Raw genomic sequence first — 15,603 nt, forward strand, 5'->3', positions numbered from 1 at the left:
GGGACCCCTGGGTCACCGCGCGGCGAGCCGGGCCTCCGCCGCCCGCCACCGGGCGGTGTCGCCCTGAGGCTCGTAACGGGTCGACGGCTGGGTACGGGCGAGCAGCCCCCGCATCCCGGCCAGGTCACCGACGAGCCCGTGGGCCCGCGCCTGGACGAGTACGTTGCCGAGGGCCGCGGCCTCTGTCGGGCCGGCAACCACCGGCAACCCACAGGCATCGGCGGTCAGTTGGCACAACAGCGCGTTGCGGGTACCGCCCCCGACGATGTGCACGACGTCGACCGGATGACCGGCGAGTTCCTGGGCGTCGCCGACCGCCCGCCGATGAGCGAGTGCGAGGGAGTCGAGGATGCACCGCGTGATCTCCGCCCGGGACTCCGGCACCGGCTGCCCGGAACCGCGACACGCGTCGGCGATCCGCTCGGGCATCCGCCCCGGCGCCAGAAAGGCCGCGTCCCCCGCGTCCACGACCGACCGCAGCGCCGGCATCCGGGCCGCCCCGCGCAGCAACTCTCCCAACTCCGGCTCGCCCCAGGCCCGTACACACTCCTGAAGCAGCCACAGCCCCATGATGTTGCGCAGATACCGGACCGTGCCGTCGAGCCCCAACTCATTGGTGAAGTTGGCGGCCCGGCTGGCCTCGCTGAGCACAGGCGCTTGCAGCTCTAGACCGGCCAGGGACCAGGTGCCGGTACAGATGTAGGCGAACCGCTCCTCAACTGCCGGAACAGCGGCGACGGCTGACGCCGTGTCATGCGACCCCACCGCCGTCACGGGCACGGGCCCCCGAAGCCCCGTCTCCTCCACCACCTCGGCCCGCAACGCCCCCGCAGGATCGCCCGGCTGCCGCAACGACGCGAACAGTCCGAGGTCGATACCGAGCCGAGAGGCGATGTCGTGAGCCCAGTCCCGCTTCCGGGGATCGATGAGTTGGGTGGTGGAGGCGTTGGTCAGCTCGGTGCCCTGCTCGCCGGTGAGCCAGTACGACAGCAGGTCGGGGATGAGCAACAGCCTTTCGGCGTGGGCCAGTTGGGCGGAGTCGCGGGCCGCCGTCAGCTGGTACAGCGTGTTGAACGGCGCGTACTGCAACCCGGTCGACGCGTACAACTCACGCGCGGGCACCGTCGCCCACACCTTCTCGGCGACCCCCTCCGTGCGGGCGTCCCGATAGTGCACGGGATTGCCCAGCAACGCCCCGTCCGCGTCCAACAGCCCGTAGTCCACGGCCCAGCTGTCGATACCGACCGAGTCGAGCCGCCCGCCGGTGACCGCACCCGCCGCCCGGAGTCCGTCCAGGACACCGGCGTACAGCGCGAGGATGTCCCAGCGCAGCCCCTCTGGTGTGCGGACGGGCCGGTTGGGGAAGCGATGGGCCTCCGCCAACTCCAGGGAGTCGGGCCCGACGCGGCCGACCATGACGCGCCCACTGGACGCGCCGAGGTCGACCGCGGCGTACACGTTCACCTCGGCGCTCACCGAAGGAAGGCGGCCGCAACGCCGGCGTCGACCGGCACGTGCAGCCCGGTGGTGTGCGTCAAGTCCCCACCGGTGAGGGCGAAGACGGCGTTGGCGACATGCTCCGGCAGCACCTCACGCTTGAGGATGGTCCGCTGGGCGTAGAACTCGCCGAGCTTCTCCTCCTCGATCCCGTAGGTGGCCGCCCGCTGCGCACCCCAGCCCCCCGCGAAGATGCCCGAGCCACGCACGACACCGTCCGGGTTGATCCCGTTGACCCGGATACCGTGCTCGCCCAACTCGGCGGCCAGCAGCCGTACTTGATGGGCCTGGTCGGCCTTGGTCGCGGAGTACGCGATGTTGTTGGGACCGGCGAACACGGCGTTCTTGGAAGCGATGTAGAGGATGTCGCCCCCGAGCCCCTGCGCGATCATCGCGCGGGCAGCCTCACGCGAGACGAGGAAGGAACCGCGGGCCATGATGTCGTGCTGCAGATCCCAGTCCCGGGCCGACGTCTCCAACAGGGGCTTGGAGATGGAGATCCCGGCGTTGTTGACGACGAGATCGACCCCGCCGAAGGCGAGCAGGGCGGCCTTGAAGGCAGCGGCGATCTGCTCTTCCGACGTCACATCGACCGTGACGGCGACGGCCTTGTCGGGACCACCGAGTTCCTCCGAAACGGCCTGCGCACTGTCGGAGTTGAGATCCGCGACGACAACGCAGGCCCCTTCGTCGACCAGCCGCCGGGCGATGGCCTTCCCGATCCCACTACCCGCACCGGTGACGAGCGCGACCCGCGTGGCGAGCGGCTTGGGCTTGGGCATCCGCTGAAGCTTGGCCTCCTCCAACGCCCAGTACTCGATGCGGAACTTCTCCGACTCCTCGATCGGCGCGTACGTGGACACGGCCTCGGCCCCGCGCATCACGTTGATGGCGTTGACGTAGAACTCACCGGCCACCCGCGCCGTCTGCTTGTCCTTGCCGAACGAGAACATGCCGACGCCCGGGATCAACACGATCGCCGGATCGGCACCGCGCATCGCGGGGGAGTCGGGCAGGGCGTGCCGCTGGTAGTAGGCGGCGTACTCCTCGCGATAGGCGGTGTGCAGCTCCCTCAGCCGCGCGATCGCCTCGTCCAGCGGAGCGGTGGGCGGCAGATCGAGGACCAGCGGCCTGACCTTGGTCCGCAGGAAGTGGTCGGGGCAGGAGGTACCGAGCGCGGCGAGGCGGGGATGCTCGGCCCGCGCGAGAAAATCGAGCACGACATCGGAATCGGTGAAGTGACCCACCTGCGGCCGGTCTTGAGAGGCGACAGCCCGGACGTACGGCGCAAGCGCGGCCCCCCGCTCCCGTCGCTCACCCTCGGGCAGCGCACCGTACCCCTCGACCACGGGCCCGAAGGGCTCCGGCTTCCCCCGCTCGACGAGGAACGCCTCGGCGGTACGGATGATGTGCAGGGAGTTCCGCTCGCACTCCTCGGACGTATCACCCCACGCGGTGATCCCATGCCCCCCGAGCACACACCCGACGGCCTGCGGATTGGCGGCTTTGACGGCGGCGATGTCCAGCCCCAACTGAAACCCGGGCCGCCGCCAGGGCACCCACACCACGCTGTCCCCGAAACACTCGGCGGTCAGCTTCTCCCCGTCGGCGGCACAGGCGAGGGCGATCCCGGAATCGGGGTGCAGATGGTCGACATGCGCGGCGTCCACGAGCCCATGCATGGCGGTGTCGATCGAGGGCGCCGCGCCCCCCTTCCCATGCAGGCAGTAGTCGAACGCGGCGACCATCTCGTCCTCGCGCTCCACCCCCGGATACACGTCGACAAGCGCCCGCATCCGATCGAGCCGCAGCACGGCCAGCCCGCCCTCGGTGAGCGTCCCGAGGTCCCCTCCGGACCCCTTCACCCACATCAACTCGACATCACCCCCGGTAACGGGATCGGTGTCGGTGCCCTTGGCGGACGTATTGCCACCGGCGTAGTTGGTATTACGAGGATCAGAGCCAAGCCCATTGGAACGAGCGAGGAGGGCGGCAGCTTCGGGGTGCGGAGCCATGAACTTCAGTCCTTCTTGAGAGAGGGTGAGCGCATTACCTTCAGGGGCGCGGGGCTGTATCGATATGCGGCTCCGCCGCGTGGGCGCGACCAGCCACATACGACCCGCACCCGCAAACAGACAGATACCCGGCAGACGCTTATGCGCCCCACCCCGCCTGCTGCCCCCCGACCCGCTCAGCAACGATCCGCTCCTGCCACCCACTGGTCCGATACGCCGAAATCGGGTCAGGGGCGAGCCCCTGTTCCTCGCGCAACTCCCTCAGCAGCGGCCGCACATCCGTGTTGTACGCGTCCATGATCACGGCGTTCGCGCCCAGCACATCCCCAGCACGCTGAGCCGCGCCCAGTGCATCCCGGTCCACAAGCAACGCCTTCGCCGTGGCCTCCTGCACATTCATCACCGACCGGATGATCGCCGGAATCTTCGCCTCGATGTTGTGACACTGATCCAGCATGAAGGCGACATCGGCGGTGAACCCTCCACCCCGGATCACCTCATACATGATCCGGAACAACTGAAAGGGATCAGCCGCCCCCACCATCAGGTCATCGTCCGCATAGAACCGGGAGTTGAAGTCGAACGCCCCGAGCTTCCCCTCGCGCAACAGCGTCGCGACGATGAACTCGATATTCGTGCCGGGCGCATGATGCCCGGTGTCGACCACGACCTGAGCCTTCGGCCCGAGCTTCAGACAGTGCGCGTACGCAGTACCCCAGTCCGGCACGTCCGTCGCGTAGAACGCCGGCTCGAAGAACTTGTACTCCAGCAACATCCGCTGCCCGTCCCCGAGCCGCTCGTACACCGCTGCGAGCGCCTCCGCCAACCGATCCTGGCGCGCGCTCAGATCATCCTGCCCCGGATAGTTCGTGCCGTCGGCGAACCAGAGCTTCAGATCGGCGGAGCCCGTCGCATCCATGATGTCGACACACTCCAGCAGATGGTCCAGCGCCTTGCGCCGCACCGCCGCATCGGGATGACACACGCTCCCGAGCCGGTAGTCGTCGTCCTGGAACGTGTTCGAGTTGATCGCGCCGAGCTTCAGTCCGTGGTCCTCCGCGAACTTCCCCAGCGCCCCGAAGTCGTCGACCCGGTCCCACGGGATGTGCAGGGCCACGGTCGGCGCCACACCGGTGAACTCATGGACCTTCGCCGCGTCCTCCAGCTTCTCCTGCGGGGTCCGGGGAACACCCTCCTGGGCGAAGACCTTGAACCGGGTCCCCGAGTTCCCGTACGCCCACGACGGCGTCTCGACTGCCTGGGTCTGGAGAGCGGCCTTCACCGCGGCGAGATCGGTCACTTGAGGGCTCCTGTGACGTGCGACGGAACGGCGTATGTATGAAACGATTCAGAGAGCGAAGTTATGAGCCTCCCGAAGGGGTGTCAAGCCCTACGGCGAAGCCTGTGGCCCGTGACTCCAATGTGACCTTTGGCTATCGAAAGTTTTTCGACGCGGACCCATTGACGTGACAAGGCTGGCGCGCCTAACGTCCCGGCAACCAAGTTGAAACCTTTCACGACGCTGTGAGGGCCTACCCGCCGGCGTCGTCGAGGAGCCCCTCATGACCCACCCGTCAGAAGCGGGTCCGGCCCCGGTGCTCGCGCTCAAGGGCATCTCCAAGTCCTTCGGCGCGGTGCGCGCCCTGCGGGACGTGTCCCTCGAACTTTTCCCCGGTGAGGTGCACGCACTCGCCGGTGAGAACGGCGCGGGCAAGTCCACTCTCATCAAGACCCTCGCCGGTGTGCACCGGCCCGACGCCGGCCAGGTGCTGCTCGACGGCGCGCCCGTCCTCTTCCACGGCCCCGGTGACGCCCGCGACGCGGGTATCGCCGTGATCTACCAGGAACCGACCCTCTTCCCCGACCTGTCGATCGCCGAGAACATCTTCATGGGCCGCCAGCCCCGCCGCGCGCTCGGCCGTATCGACCACAAGGCCACGTACGCGGCGACCGCCGCCCTGATGAAGCGACTCGGCGTCGAGCTCGATCCCGACCGCCCGGCGCGCGGTCTGTCCATCGCCGACCAGCAGATCGTGGAGATCGCCAAGGCGCTCTCCTTCGACGCCCGCGTCCTGATCATGGACGAGCCGACGGCCGCCCTCACCGGCAGCGAGGTGGCCCGCCTCTTCGGCGTCGTCCGCACCCTGCGCGAACAGGGCGCCGCCGTCCTGTTCATCTCGCACCGCCTGGAGGAGATCTTCCAGATCTGCCAACGCGTCACCACCCTGCGCGACGGCGCCCTGATCTCCAGCGAGCCGATCGAGGGAATGACCGAGGACGATCTCGTACGCCGCATGGTCGGCCGCGACCTCGACGAGCTGTACCCCAAGCAGGACGTCGAACCAGGTGAAGTCGCCCTGAGCGTCAAGCGGTTGACCCGCGAGGGCGTCTTCACCGACGTCTCCTTCGACGTACGGCGCGGCGAGATCGTCGGTCTCGCCGGGCTCGTCGGCGCCGGCCGCACCGAAGTCGCGCGGGCCGTCTTCGGCATCGACCGCTGGGACGCCGGCGGGGTCGAGGTCGACGGCAGGTCGCTGACGAACGGCGCCCCTTCGACCGCGATGGCCGCGGGCCTCGCCCTCGTCCCCGAGGACCGGCGCGCCCAGGGCCTGGTGATGGACATGTCGATCGAGCGCAACATCGGCCTGACCGGCCTGCGTACGACCGTCAGGGCGGGCCTCGTCGACCGGAGCGCCGAGCGCAGCCGTTCCCTCGACTGGGCGGTGAAGCTGCACGTCAAGTACGCGCGGATCGCCGACACCGTCAACACCCTCTCCGGCGGCAACCAGCAGAAGGTCGTCCTCGCCAAGTGGCTGGCCACCGGCCCGAAGGTGCTGATCGTCGACGAGCCGACCCGTGGCATCGATGTCGGGACCAAGGCCGAAGTGCACCGGCTGCTCAGCGAGTTGGCCGCCGACGGGGTCGCCGTCCTGATGATCTCCTCCGATCTGCCCGAGATCCTCGGCATGGCCGACCGCGTGCTGGTGATGCACGAGGGCCGCCTCACCGCCGAGATCCCCCGTTCCGAAGCCACCGAGGAAACCGTGATGGCCGCAGCCACCGGGAGGGCCGCCGCATGAGCAGCGCCTTCATGACGATCGCCGCTTTCGGGAGGGCCGCCGTATGACGGTCACGGCTCCCAATCCCGCGCCCGCCGCCGAGGTGCCCGAGTCGAGCAGTACGCGGCTCGTCGACCGGGTCTTCAAGATGCGCGAACTCGCCATCCTGGTCGTCTTCCTGGTGATGATCGGCATCACCCAGGCGGGCAACAGCGAGTTCCTGTCCGAGCAGGGCATCAAGGACCTGCTCCTCAACGCGACCATCCTGGTGCTGGTCGCCACCGGGCAGTCGCTGGTCGTCATCACCCGCAACGTCGACCTGTCCGTCGGCTCCACGCTCGGCATCACCGCCTTCGCCACCGGTGACTACCTCCAGGGCGGTGGCAACGCTGTCATCGCGATCCTGCTGGCGGTCCTGCTCGGTGTCGGACTCGGCCTGGTCAACGGGCTGTTGGTCAGTCTGGGGCAGGTGCCCGCGCTGGTCGTCACGCTCGGCACGCTCTACATCATCCGGGGCGTCGACTCCATCTGGGTCGGCTCACGACAGATCACCGCCGCCGATCTCCCGGGCGGATTCGTGGACTTCGGCTCCGGCGGCCTGTCGGCCGTGCCCTGGCTGGCGATGATCGCGCTCGCCGTACTGATCGCCACCGCCTACTACCTCAGACACTTCGGCAGCGGACGGGAGTTGTACGCCCTCGGCTCCAACCCCGAGGCCGCCCGACTCGCCGGAATCCCCGTCCGCAAGCGGACCCTCGCCGCGTACACCTTCTGCGGCGGGCTCGCCGGACTCGCCGGCGCGATGTACCTCGCCCGCTTCGGCAACGTCGACTCCGGCACCGGCACCGGGTACGAACTCACCGTCGTCAGCGCGGTAGTTGTGGGTGGCGTGGTCTTCACCGGTGGCTCCGGCAGCGTGTACGGCGCGGCACTCGGCGCACTTCTGCTGACCTCCATCAACAGTGTGCTGCCCGCCCTCGGCGTCAGTTCCGTCTGGGTGCTGGCCATCAACGGCATCCTGCTCATCCTCGCCATCGCCGTCGACCGGATCGTCGCCCTGCGTGTGGCCACCGCACTGAAGAAGAGGAACGCCCGCCATGCCTGACTCGTTGACGCGTGCGATCCGCTGGGACACGGTCGTCGGCGCCCTGCTCATCGTCCTGCTGCTGTTCTCCTTCTCCTTCGTGGACGGCTTCGGCAACGCGCTGAACCTGTCGTTCCTGATCGGCAACACGCTCCCCATCGCGCTGATCGCCCTCCCGATGACGCTGTTGGTCGTCGCCGGCGAGATCGATCTTTCGGTCGCCTCCACGGCCGGGCTGTCGGGCGCGGTGATGGGCAAGCTGTGGAACGACGGCATGACCATCGAGACGATCATCCCGATCTGTCTGCTGCTGGGCGTGGTCTGCGGGTTGATCAACGGGCTTCTCGTCACCCGGCTCGGGCTGCCGTCCCTCGCCGTCACGATCGGCACGCTCGCCGCGTACCGGGGGATCGCGCAGATCGTGCTCGGCTCGGATGCCGTGACCGATTTTCCCTCGCAGTACCTGGACTTCGCGTCCGGGCGGCTCGGGGGGACGTTCCTGCCGCGGGCTTTCCTGCCCTTCCTCGTGTTGCTCGCGATCGCCGTGGTCGTGCTGCACGCCACGCCGTTCGGGCGGTCGTTGTTCGCGATCGGGGCGAATGTGGAAGCGGCGCGGTTCGCCGGTATCCGGGTCCGGCGGCAGAAGCTGATCCTGTTCACGGTGACCGGGTTGATGGCCTCGCTGACCGGGATCTTCTGGGCGCTGCACTACGCCAGTGCGCGCTATGACAATGCCACGGGGCTCGAACTGTCCGTCGTCGCCGCGGTGTTGCTCGGCGGGATCGACTTCGACGGTGGAAAGGGGACGTTGGGAGGTGCGGTCGCCGGGGTGTTCCTGCTCGGGGCTCTGCAGAACGTGATGAGCCTGGTGAATGTCTCCGCGCAGTCCCAGATCGTTGTCACCGGTGTTCTGCTCGTGGTCTCGGTACTTGGGCCGCGGGTTGCTCGGCAAGTCGCTGTCGCTCGGGCCGCGGCACGATCCACCTAGTCCGTCGGTAGCCGCAAATCGACACACTCCCGCGCCCCCGGAAGGGGCGCTTCACTCAACCTCGTATCAAAGGAACCCCTGCCATGCGCAAAACATCCCTTCGCCGTGCCCTTGCGGCCCTCGTCGCCGTCACCTCGCTCACCCTCGTCGCCACCGCCTGCGGTGGCACCACCAAGAAGGACGTGAAGGACGAGAACACCGGGTCGGCCGTCACCGGTGGCAAGGCCGATCCGAATGCTGCGCTCAAGAAGGGGCTCACCGTCGCCTTCCTGCCCAAGGCGGTCAACAACCCGTACTTCACCACGTCCGACAAGGGCGGCGAGAAGGCGCTCACCGAACTGGGCGAGAAGTACAAGGAAGTCGGCACGACCAGCGCCACCGACACTTCCGGTCAGGTCTCCTACGTCAACACGCTCACCCAGCAGCAGGTGAACGCGATCGCCGTGTCCGCGCAGGACCCGGGCGCCCTGTGCACCGCGCTCAAGCAGGCCATGAGCAACAAGATCAAGGTCGTCACCTACGACTCCGACACCAACCCGGAGTGCCGCAACGCCTTCGTCTCGCAGGCCAGCGCCGAGGACCTCGGCCGCACCGAGGTGCAGCTGCTCGCCCAGCAGATCGGCTACAAGGGCGAGATCGCGATCCTGTCGGCCGCGCAGACCGCGACGAACCAGAACACCTGGATCGGCTTCATGAAGGAGGAGCTGAAGGACCCGAAGTACAAGAACATCAAGCTGGTCAAGGTCGCCTACGGCAATGACGACGCCCAGCAGTCCTTCCAGCAGACCCAGGGTCTCCTCCAGGAGCACCCGAACCTGAAGGGGATCATCTCCCCGACCACCGTCGGCATCAAGGCCGCCGCCCAGTACCTGTCCGGTTCCAAGTACAAGGGCAAGGTCAAGCTGACGGGCCTCGGCACCCCGAACGACATGCGCAAGTACGTCAAGAACGGCACCGTCGACGGTTTCGAGCTGTGGGACCCGGCGAAGCTCGGCGCCCTCGCCGCGCAGACGGCGGTGGCGCTGGTGTCGGGGCAGATCACCGGCAAGGAGGGCGAGACCTTCAAGGCCGGCGGGACGTCGTACACCATCGGCAAGGACGGCGTGATCAGCCTCGGCAAGCCGACCGTGTTCGACGCGAAGAACATCGACCAGTTCAACTTCTAGTAGATACAGGGGTGTTGATGCAGCGCGTGTGCTTCCTGCTGAAGGTCCGGGCGGACCGCCTCGACGAGTACCGCGAGCGGCACGCCGCCGTGTGGCCCGAGATGCTCGACGCACTCTCGGCCACCGGCTGGCACAACTACTCGCTCTTCCTGCGCGAAGACGGCCTGCTGGTCGGCTACTTGGAGACCGAGGACTTCGCCGCCGCCCAGGCCGGCATGGAAGCCACCGACATCAACTCCCGCTGGCAGGCGGAGATGGCGCCGTTCTTCGAGTCCCTGGAAGGCGCCCGTCCCGACGAGGCGATGAAGCCCCTCACCGAGGTCTTCCACCTCGCGTGATCCCCCACAGGAGCCGCTCGTGAGAAGACGCGCCGTACTCACGACCGCCATACTTGCGGCCGTGGCAACGCCGGGCATCGCACGGGCGGCCGACCCCGGCCCGTCCGTCACCAAGAAGAGCACCACCCAACTCGACGCCCAGGCCGTCTACTTCGTCTCGTACGACGGCCTGGTCAACAACAACTCGTTCCAGAAGAACGGCCTGTTGACCTACAAGGGCTATCAGTACGCGGCCTGGTACACGTCCACCAAGTACGCCGTCGTCGCCCGCCGTGTCCTCGGCGGCTCGACATGGTCCACGATCACCCTCTCCCACCAGCTCAAGAGCGACGACTCCCACAACGTCATCTCCATGGGCGTCTCTCAGGTCGACGGCCGCCTCCACCTCAACATGGACTCCCACAGCGACGGCTTCTTCTACGTCAGGTCGGTCGCCGGCCTCCTCGACAACCCGGCGTCCACCGCCTGGACTTCGGCCGTCCTCGGCGCCGTACAGACCTCGCTGGACGGAGTCGCCCTCACCACCCAGTTCACCTACCCCCAGTTCATCGCCACCCCCGAAGGCAAGCTCCAGCTCAGCTACCGCGTCGGGATCTCCGGCAACGGCCGCAACGCCCTTGCGGAGTACGACGGTTCGAGCTGGACGGCACTGGGGGAGTGGAGCAGCTCGACCGGCACCTACACCAGCACGCACGGCTCCAGCACCGCCCGCAACATGTACCTGCACGGCATCGACTACGACGTGAACGGCCGGCTGCACTCCTTCTTCACCTGGCGCGAGCAGTCCGCCGCCGTGATGTGCAACAGCGGCGGCATCACCAACCACGACACCGGATACGTCTACTCGACCGACCGGGGCCGCAGTTGGCGCAACGACGCGGGAACCGCCGTAGGAACGACGGGTGGTTCGGACACCGTGGCCGTCACGGACGCGGGACTGGTCGTCGACCCGCTCGACCCCGACCACTCCCTCATGAACCAGGAGAGCCAGTCCACCGACTCGACCGGCCTCCCGCACGCGATCATCAGCTACGTCCCCGGCCGCTTCGGCCAGTGCACCACCAACTACGTCACCGACCGCACCGCCAACGGCCGCGCCTTCCACGTCCGCAAGAACTCCGCCGGGACCTGGCAGAAGACCGAGATCCCGATCGCCCTCAACTCCAGCCAGCGCACCAAGCTGGTCCTGGACAGGTACGACAACGCCTACGCGGTCCTGCCGTACGGCCGTATCGCGGGCGCCTCGAAGGCCTCGGGTTACACGGACTGGGCGCTGTTGTACGACGGGAGCGACCTGAACGCGTTCGGTGAGGTCGTCATCGACGAGCTGCGGGTGAAGGCGGACAACGTGCTGTCGGTCATGTACCAGGAGAAGTCGAGCGGCACGACCCCCTCGGCACTCCACGTCGTCGACTTCGCCCTGCCCGCGTGAGCGGCACCGCCGCAGGAGTCGGCACAGGTCATGGCGGTAATGTGAAGACCTGCCCGCCGCCCCACGTCACCCTGGAGGTCTCCGCCTGATGGCCCAGCCGGTGGGTATCAAGGACGTCGCCCGCGCCGCCGGAGTCTCCGTCGGCACGGTCTCGAACGTCATCAACCGCCCGGACACCGTCGCCACGGAGACCCGGGCCCGGGTGCTGTCCGCGATCGACCGCCTCGGCTATGTCCGCAGTGAGTCCGCGCGCCAGTTGCGCGCCGGGCGCAGCCGGATCATGGGGCTGCTCGTGCTCGACATGGGCAACCCGTTCTTCGTGGACGTGGCCCGCGGCGCCGAGCGGGCCGCGCGTGAATCGGGGCTCGGCGTGATGGTCTGCAACAGCGCGCAGAGCCCCGTCGAGGAGGCCGACTACCTCTCGCTCTTCGCCGAACAGCGGGTGCGGGGCGTGCTGTTGACCCCGGCCGACGCGACCGGACGCAACATCGAGTCGTTCCGCCGGCACGGCATCCCCTTCGTGCTCGTCGACCGCGTCGCCGAGGGCACCACCGAGTGCTCGGTCTCCGTCGACGACGTCGCCGGCGGCGCGCTCGCGGTGCGACACCTGGTCGACGCGGGGCACCGTTCGATCGCGTATGTCAGCGGCCCGCCTGGCTTCAACCAGGTGCGGGACCGCCGTACGGGCGCGAAGAACGCGCTCGCCGAGGCCGGTCTCGACCCCGACGCGCTGCGTGAGCTGCCCACCGACCGGCTCGACGTGGCCGCCGGACGCGACGCCGGAGCACGGCTCCTCGGCCTCGCCGACCGGCCCACGGCGGTCTTCTGCGCGAACGACCTCCTCGCCCTCGGCGTGCTCCAGGCGATGTACGCGGCCGGGGTCGGCGTGCCCGACGACCTCGCGATCGTCGGCTACGACGACATCGAGTTCGCGGCCGCCGCGGCCGTACCGCTCACCTCGGTCCGCCAACCGGCCGTCACCATGGGCGCGTTGGCCGCCGAGCTGCTCCTGGAGGAGACGGAGGCGGAGACCGCCGCCCGTCCGCACGAGCACCGACGGGTCGTCCTCCAGCCGGAACTGGTGGTGCGCCGCTCCAGCCTGGCAGCCCGCTGATCGGTCGGTCAGTAGTGATCCGTAGGATTTCATGATCCAGGGGGTCGGATATCGGACGCGCATGTGCTGAGATGTGACGCGGCCCGTAAATCGTCCGTCCCAGGAGCCCCGTTGTCCGTCAGCTACCGCCAGCCCGGCGTCGTCCTCACCGACCGCCACTTCACCGTGCCCCTCGACCACGAGGACCCCACGGGCGAGACCATCGAGCTCTACGCCCGTGAGGTCGTCGCGAGCGACAAGGCGCACCGCGAGGACCTGCCGTGGCTGCTCTACCTCCAGGGTGGACCCGGTTTCGGGGCGAATCGTTTCGTCGGCAGGCAGGCCTGGCTCGGCCGCGCGCTCGACGAGTACCGCGTCCTCCTCCTGGACCAGCGCGGCACCGGCCACTCCACCCCGCTCACCCGGCAGACGCTCCCGCTGCGCGGCGGCCCCGCCGAGCAGGCCGCGCACCTCACGCACTTCCGCGCCGACTCGATCGTCCGGGACTGCGAGACGATCCGCCCCGCCCTCACCGGCGGCGCCCCCTGGACCGTCCTGGGCCAGAGCTTCGGCGGCTTCTGCACGGTGAACTACCTGTCCACGGCGCCCGAGGGCCTGCGCGCCGCCGTCCTCACCGGCGGCCTCCCGTCCCTCGACGCCCACGCCGACGACGTCTACCGGGCCGCCTATCCGCGCATCGAGCGCAAGGTCGCCGCCCACTACGACCGCTACCCGCAGGACGTGGAACGCGCCCGCCGCATCGCCGAGCACCTGATGCGGCACGAGCCGGTCCTGCCCAACGGCTACCGGCTCACCGCCGAGGCCTTCCAGTCCCTCGGCATCATGCTCGGCGGCAGCGACGGCAGCCACCGCCTCCACTTCCTCCTGGAGAACGCCTTCGTCCGCACCCCGAGCGGCCACGAACTCTCCGACGCGTTCCAGGAAGAGGTCCAGAACTCCCTCTCCTACGCCGGCCACCCCCTCTACGCCCTCGTCCACGAGTCGGTCTACGGCCAGGACAACCGGCCCACCGCCTGGTCGGCGGAGCGTGTCCGCGCCGAGTTCCCGCAGTTCGACGCGGCCAAGACCCTGGCGGGCGACAGCCCACTCCTCTTCACCGGCGAGTCCATCCACCCCTGGATGTTCGACTGCGACCCCGCCCTGCGCCCGCTCCGCGACACCGCCGAACTCCTCGCCGCCCACACCGACTGGCAGCCCCTCTACGACCCCGCGCGCCTCGCCGTCAACGAGGTCCCGGTCGCCGCGGCCGTCTACCACGACGACATGTACGTCGACGCGACCCACTCCCTCCAGACCGCCCGCGCGATCCGCGGCCTGCGCACCTGGGTCACCGACGAGTTCGAGCACGACGGGGTGCGGGCGGGCGGGCCACGGGTCCTGGACCGACTGCTGGCACTTACGCGGGACGAGGCGTAGAGGGCGGGAGGCGTGGTTAGTCTGCGCCCATGACCGAGCCGCAGAACACACCGCTCCAGCCCATGCCCGACGACTGGCGGCGAGCCCTCGCCGTGGTGGCCCACCCGGACGACCTCGAATACGGCTGCTCGGCGGCGATCGCCGCATGGACCGACGGCGGCCGTTCCGTCGCCTACGTCCTGGCCAGCCGCGGCGAGGCCGGCATCGACACCCTGGAGCCGCGGGAGTGCGGCCCGCTGCGGGAGCGCGAGCAGCGGGCCAGTGCGGCGGTCGTGGGCGTGAGCGAGGTGGAGTTCCTCGACCACCGGGACGGCGTCATCGAGTACGGCACCGCCCTGCGCCGCGACATCGCCGCCGCGATCCGCCGCCACCGCCCCGAACTGGTCATCACCATGAACCACCGGGACACCTGGGGCGGTGTCGCCTGGAACACCCCCGACCACGTCGCCGTGGGCCGAGCCACCCTCGACGCGGCCGGCGACGCGGGCAACCGCTGGATCTTCCCGGAACTCCGGGACCAGGGCCTGGAACCCTGGGACGGCGTCCGCTGGGTGGCCGTCGCCGGTTCCGCCGACCCCACGCACGCCGTGGACGCGACCCCCGGCCTGGAACGCGGGGTGCGCTCCCTGCTCGAACACCGCACGTACATCGAGGCGTTGACGGACGAGGACCCGGAGACGTACGCCCGCGAGTTCCTGACCAAGTGGGCCACGATCACCGGGGAGAGGTTCGGCGGGAAGCCGGCGGTGTCGTTCGAGCTGTTCGCGAGGTAGCGCCCGCCAGGCCGCCGAGGAGGGCCCGTCACCGGGTGGCCGTCGGTGACATGCCGCATCGAAATTTCCGACATAAGGTTTATTTCGATGAATACCAAGCCACTGAACAGCAAGTCGCTCCGCCGGGCCCGCCCGGCCGCCCTGGTCCTCGCCGTCGTCGCGGCGAGCACGGTCGCGCTGGTGTCGTGCGGCGACGACAACGACAGCTCCGGCAGCAGCAGCTCGCAGGTTTCGACCCCGGACACGGCCTCCTTCTCGGGCATGACACCGTCGCCCCTGAAGTCGGCCGCGTCCTCGGCGGTCGCGTCGGCCCGTGCGGCGGCCTCGGCCGTGGCGTCCTCCGCGTCGGCGGCCGCGTCCTCCTTCGAGGCCTCCGTGTCGTCCGAGGTGGCCCGCGCGAGCAAGGACGCCCAGAACGAACTCAAGGACGTCGAGGGCCAGGGCAACGCGATGTCGGACGTCGCCATGACCGGCAAACCGCGCGCCCAGGCCAGCGGCCTGCTCGCCGTCGTCGTCACCATCACCAACAAGACCGACAAGAAGGCGTCCTACGCCGTCCAGGTCGACTTCCTCGACTCCTCGGGGAAGGTGGTGGAGACCCGCTACGTCGGCGCCGAGAACCTCGCCCCCGGCGCGAAGGCCCAGCCGGTCGCCATCAGCGCCAAGCCGCCGGAGCCGGTACTGACCCCCAAGTTGGCGAAGGCGCAACGCTATTGAGAAT

At 68.9% G+C, this 15,603-nt stretch carries 13 protein-coding genes; 10 read left to right on the forward strand and 3 right to left on the reverse strand.

Features of this window, described 5'->3' with window-relative positions:
• Positions 1–12: 12 nt before the first annotated feature.
• The 3 genes from OG496_RS48550 to rhaI all read right to left on the reverse strand — a co-directional run bounded on the left by OG496_RS48550 (position 13) and on the right by rhaI (position 4,812).
• Positions 13–1,464, reverse strand: coding sequence for a rhamnulokinase family protein (locus OG496_RS48550; protein WP_405976853.1), 1,452 nt, complete (start codon positions 1,462–1,464; stop codon positions 13–15).
• Between the two features lie 8 nt (positions 1,465–1,472).
• A complete protein-coding gene (locus tag OG496_RS48555; RefSeq protein WP_405975457.1) occupies positions 1,473–3,512 on the reverse strand; it encodes a bifunctional aldolase/short-chain dehydrogenase in 2,040 nt (679 codons plus the stop codon).
• 139 nt (positions 3,513–3,651) lie between these two features.
• A complete protein-coding gene (gene rhaI / locus OG496_RS48560) occupies positions 3,652–4,812 on the reverse strand; it encodes an L-rhamnose isomerase (protein ID WP_366491672.1) in 1,161 nt (386 codons plus the stop codon).
• Positions 4,813–5,074: 262 nt separating this feature from the next.
• Here rhaI and OG496_RS48565 point away from each other — a divergent pair, with 262 nt between their 5' ends.
• From OG496_RS48565 to OG496_RS48610, 10 genes are all read left to right on the forward strand, one after another.
• Positions 5,075–6,592 carry a sugar ABC transporter ATP-binding protein gene (locus OG496_RS48565; protein ID WP_366491671.1) on the forward strand — a complete coding sequence of 506 codons (1,518 nt, stop codon included), beginning with the start codon at positions 5,075–5,077 and terminating at the stop codon, positions 6,590–6,592.
• A 43-nt stretch (positions 6,593–6,635) separates the two neighbouring features.
• Positions 6,636–7,676, forward strand: coding sequence for an ABC transporter permease (locus OG496_RS48570; RefSeq protein ID WP_405975458.1), 1,041 nt, complete (start codon positions 6,636–6,638; stop codon positions 7,674–7,676).
• Positions 7,669–8,643 (forward strand): ABC transporter permease, encoded by a 975-nt coding sequence (locus OG496_RS48575; RefSeq protein ID WP_366491669.1) that lies wholly within the window; start codon positions 7,669–7,671, stop codon positions 8,641–8,643. The genes OG496_RS48570 and OG496_RS48575 overlap by 8 nt, the downstream gene beginning before the upstream one ends.
• An 83-nt stretch (positions 8,644–8,726) precedes the next feature.
• Positions 8,727–9,809 carry a rhamnose ABC transporter substrate-binding protein gene (gene rhaS / locus OG496_RS48580; RefSeq protein ID WP_366491668.1) on the forward strand — a complete coding sequence of 361 codons (1,083 nt, stop codon included), beginning with the start codon at positions 8,727–8,729 and terminating at the stop codon, positions 9,807–9,809.
• Between the two features lie 17 nt (positions 9,810–9,826).
• On the forward strand, positions 9,827–10,147 hold the full coding sequence (locus tag OG496_RS48585; RefSeq protein ID WP_405975459.1) for an L-rhamnose mutarotase: 321 nt from the start codon (positions 9,827–9,829) through the stop codon (positions 10,145–10,147).
• Positions 10,148–10,166: 19 nt separating this feature from the next.
• The gene (locus OG496_RS48590) at positions 10,167–11,579 is read left to right on the forward strand and encodes a BNR repeat-containing protein (RefSeq protein WP_405975460.1); all 1,413 of its coding nucleotides are present in this window, start codon (positions 10,167–10,169) and stop codon (positions 11,577–11,579) included.
• Positions 11,580–11,667: 88 nt separating this feature from the next.
• On the forward strand, positions 11,668–12,693 hold the full coding sequence (locus OG496_RS48595) for a LacI family DNA-binding transcriptional regulator (RefSeq protein WP_033278942.1): 1,026 nt from the start codon (positions 11,668–11,670) through the stop codon (positions 12,691–12,693).
• Between the two features lie 111 nt (positions 12,694–12,804).
• Positions 12,805–14,109, forward strand: coding sequence for an alpha/beta fold hydrolase (locus OG496_RS48600; RefSeq protein WP_405975461.1), 1,305 nt, complete (start codon positions 12,805–12,807; stop codon positions 14,107–14,109).
• A gap of 29 nt (positions 14,110–14,138) precedes the next feature.
• Positions 14,139–14,882, forward strand: a complete 744-nt coding sequence (locus OG496_RS48605; protein WP_405975462.1) for a PIG-L deacetylase family protein — start codon at positions 14,139–14,141, stop codon at positions 14,880–14,882.
• A gap of 87 nt (positions 14,883–14,969) precedes the next feature.
• Positions 14,970–15,599 carry an FxLYD domain-containing protein gene (locus OG496_RS48610; protein WP_405975463.1) on the forward strand — a complete coding sequence of 210 codons (630 nt, stop codon included), beginning with the start codon at positions 14,970–14,972 and terminating at the stop codon, positions 15,597–15,599.
• Positions 15,600–15,603: the final 4 nt, after the last annotated feature.

It is taken from the genome of Streptomyces sp. NBC_00988, from assembly GCF_045162645.1.
Taxonomy (GTDB): Bacteria; Actinomycetota; Actinomycetes; order Streptomycetales; family Streptomycetaceae; genus Streptomyces.

What these genes read in the sequence shown, in the direction of transcription:
- OG496_RS48570 (WP_405975458.1), top strand. Translation starts at nt 6,636, where the DNA reads ATGACGGTCACGGCTCCCAATCCCGCGCCCGCCGCCGAGGTGCCCGAG.
- OG496_RS48595 (WP_033278942.1), top strand. Translation starts at nt 11,668, where the DNA reads ATGGCCCAGCCGGTGGGTATCAAGGACGTCGCCCGCGCCGCCGGAGTC.
- rhaS (WP_366491668.1), top strand. Translation starts at nt 8,727, where the DNA reads ATGCGCAAAACATCCCTTCGCCGTGCCCTTGCGGCCCTCGTCGCCGTC.
- OG496_RS48610 (WP_405975463.1), top strand. Translation starts at nt 14,970, where the DNA reads ATGAATACCAAGCCACTGAACAGCAAGTCGCTCCGCCGGGCCCGCCCG.
- OG496_RS48585 (WP_405975459.1), top strand. Translation starts at nt 9,827, where the DNA reads ATGCAGCGCGTGTGCTTCCTGCTGAAGGTCCGGGCGGACCGCCTCGAC.
- OG496_RS48565 (WP_366491671.1), top strand. Translation starts at nt 5,075, where the DNA reads ATGACCCACCCGTCAGAAGCGGGTCCGGCCCCGGTGCTCGCGCTCAAG.
- OG496_RS48605 (WP_405975462.1), top strand. Translation starts at nt 14,139, where the DNA reads ATGACCGAGCCGCAGAACACACCGCTCCAGCCCATGCCCGACGACTGG.
- OG496_RS48575 (WP_366491669.1), top strand. Translation starts at nt 7,669, where the DNA reads ATGCCTGACTCGTTGACGCGTGCGATCCGCTGGGACACGGTCGTCGGC.
- OG496_RS48555 (WP_405975457.1), bottom strand. Translation starts at nt 3,512, where the DNA reads ATGGCTCCGCACCCCGAAGCTGCCGCCCTCCTCGCTCGTTCCAATGGG.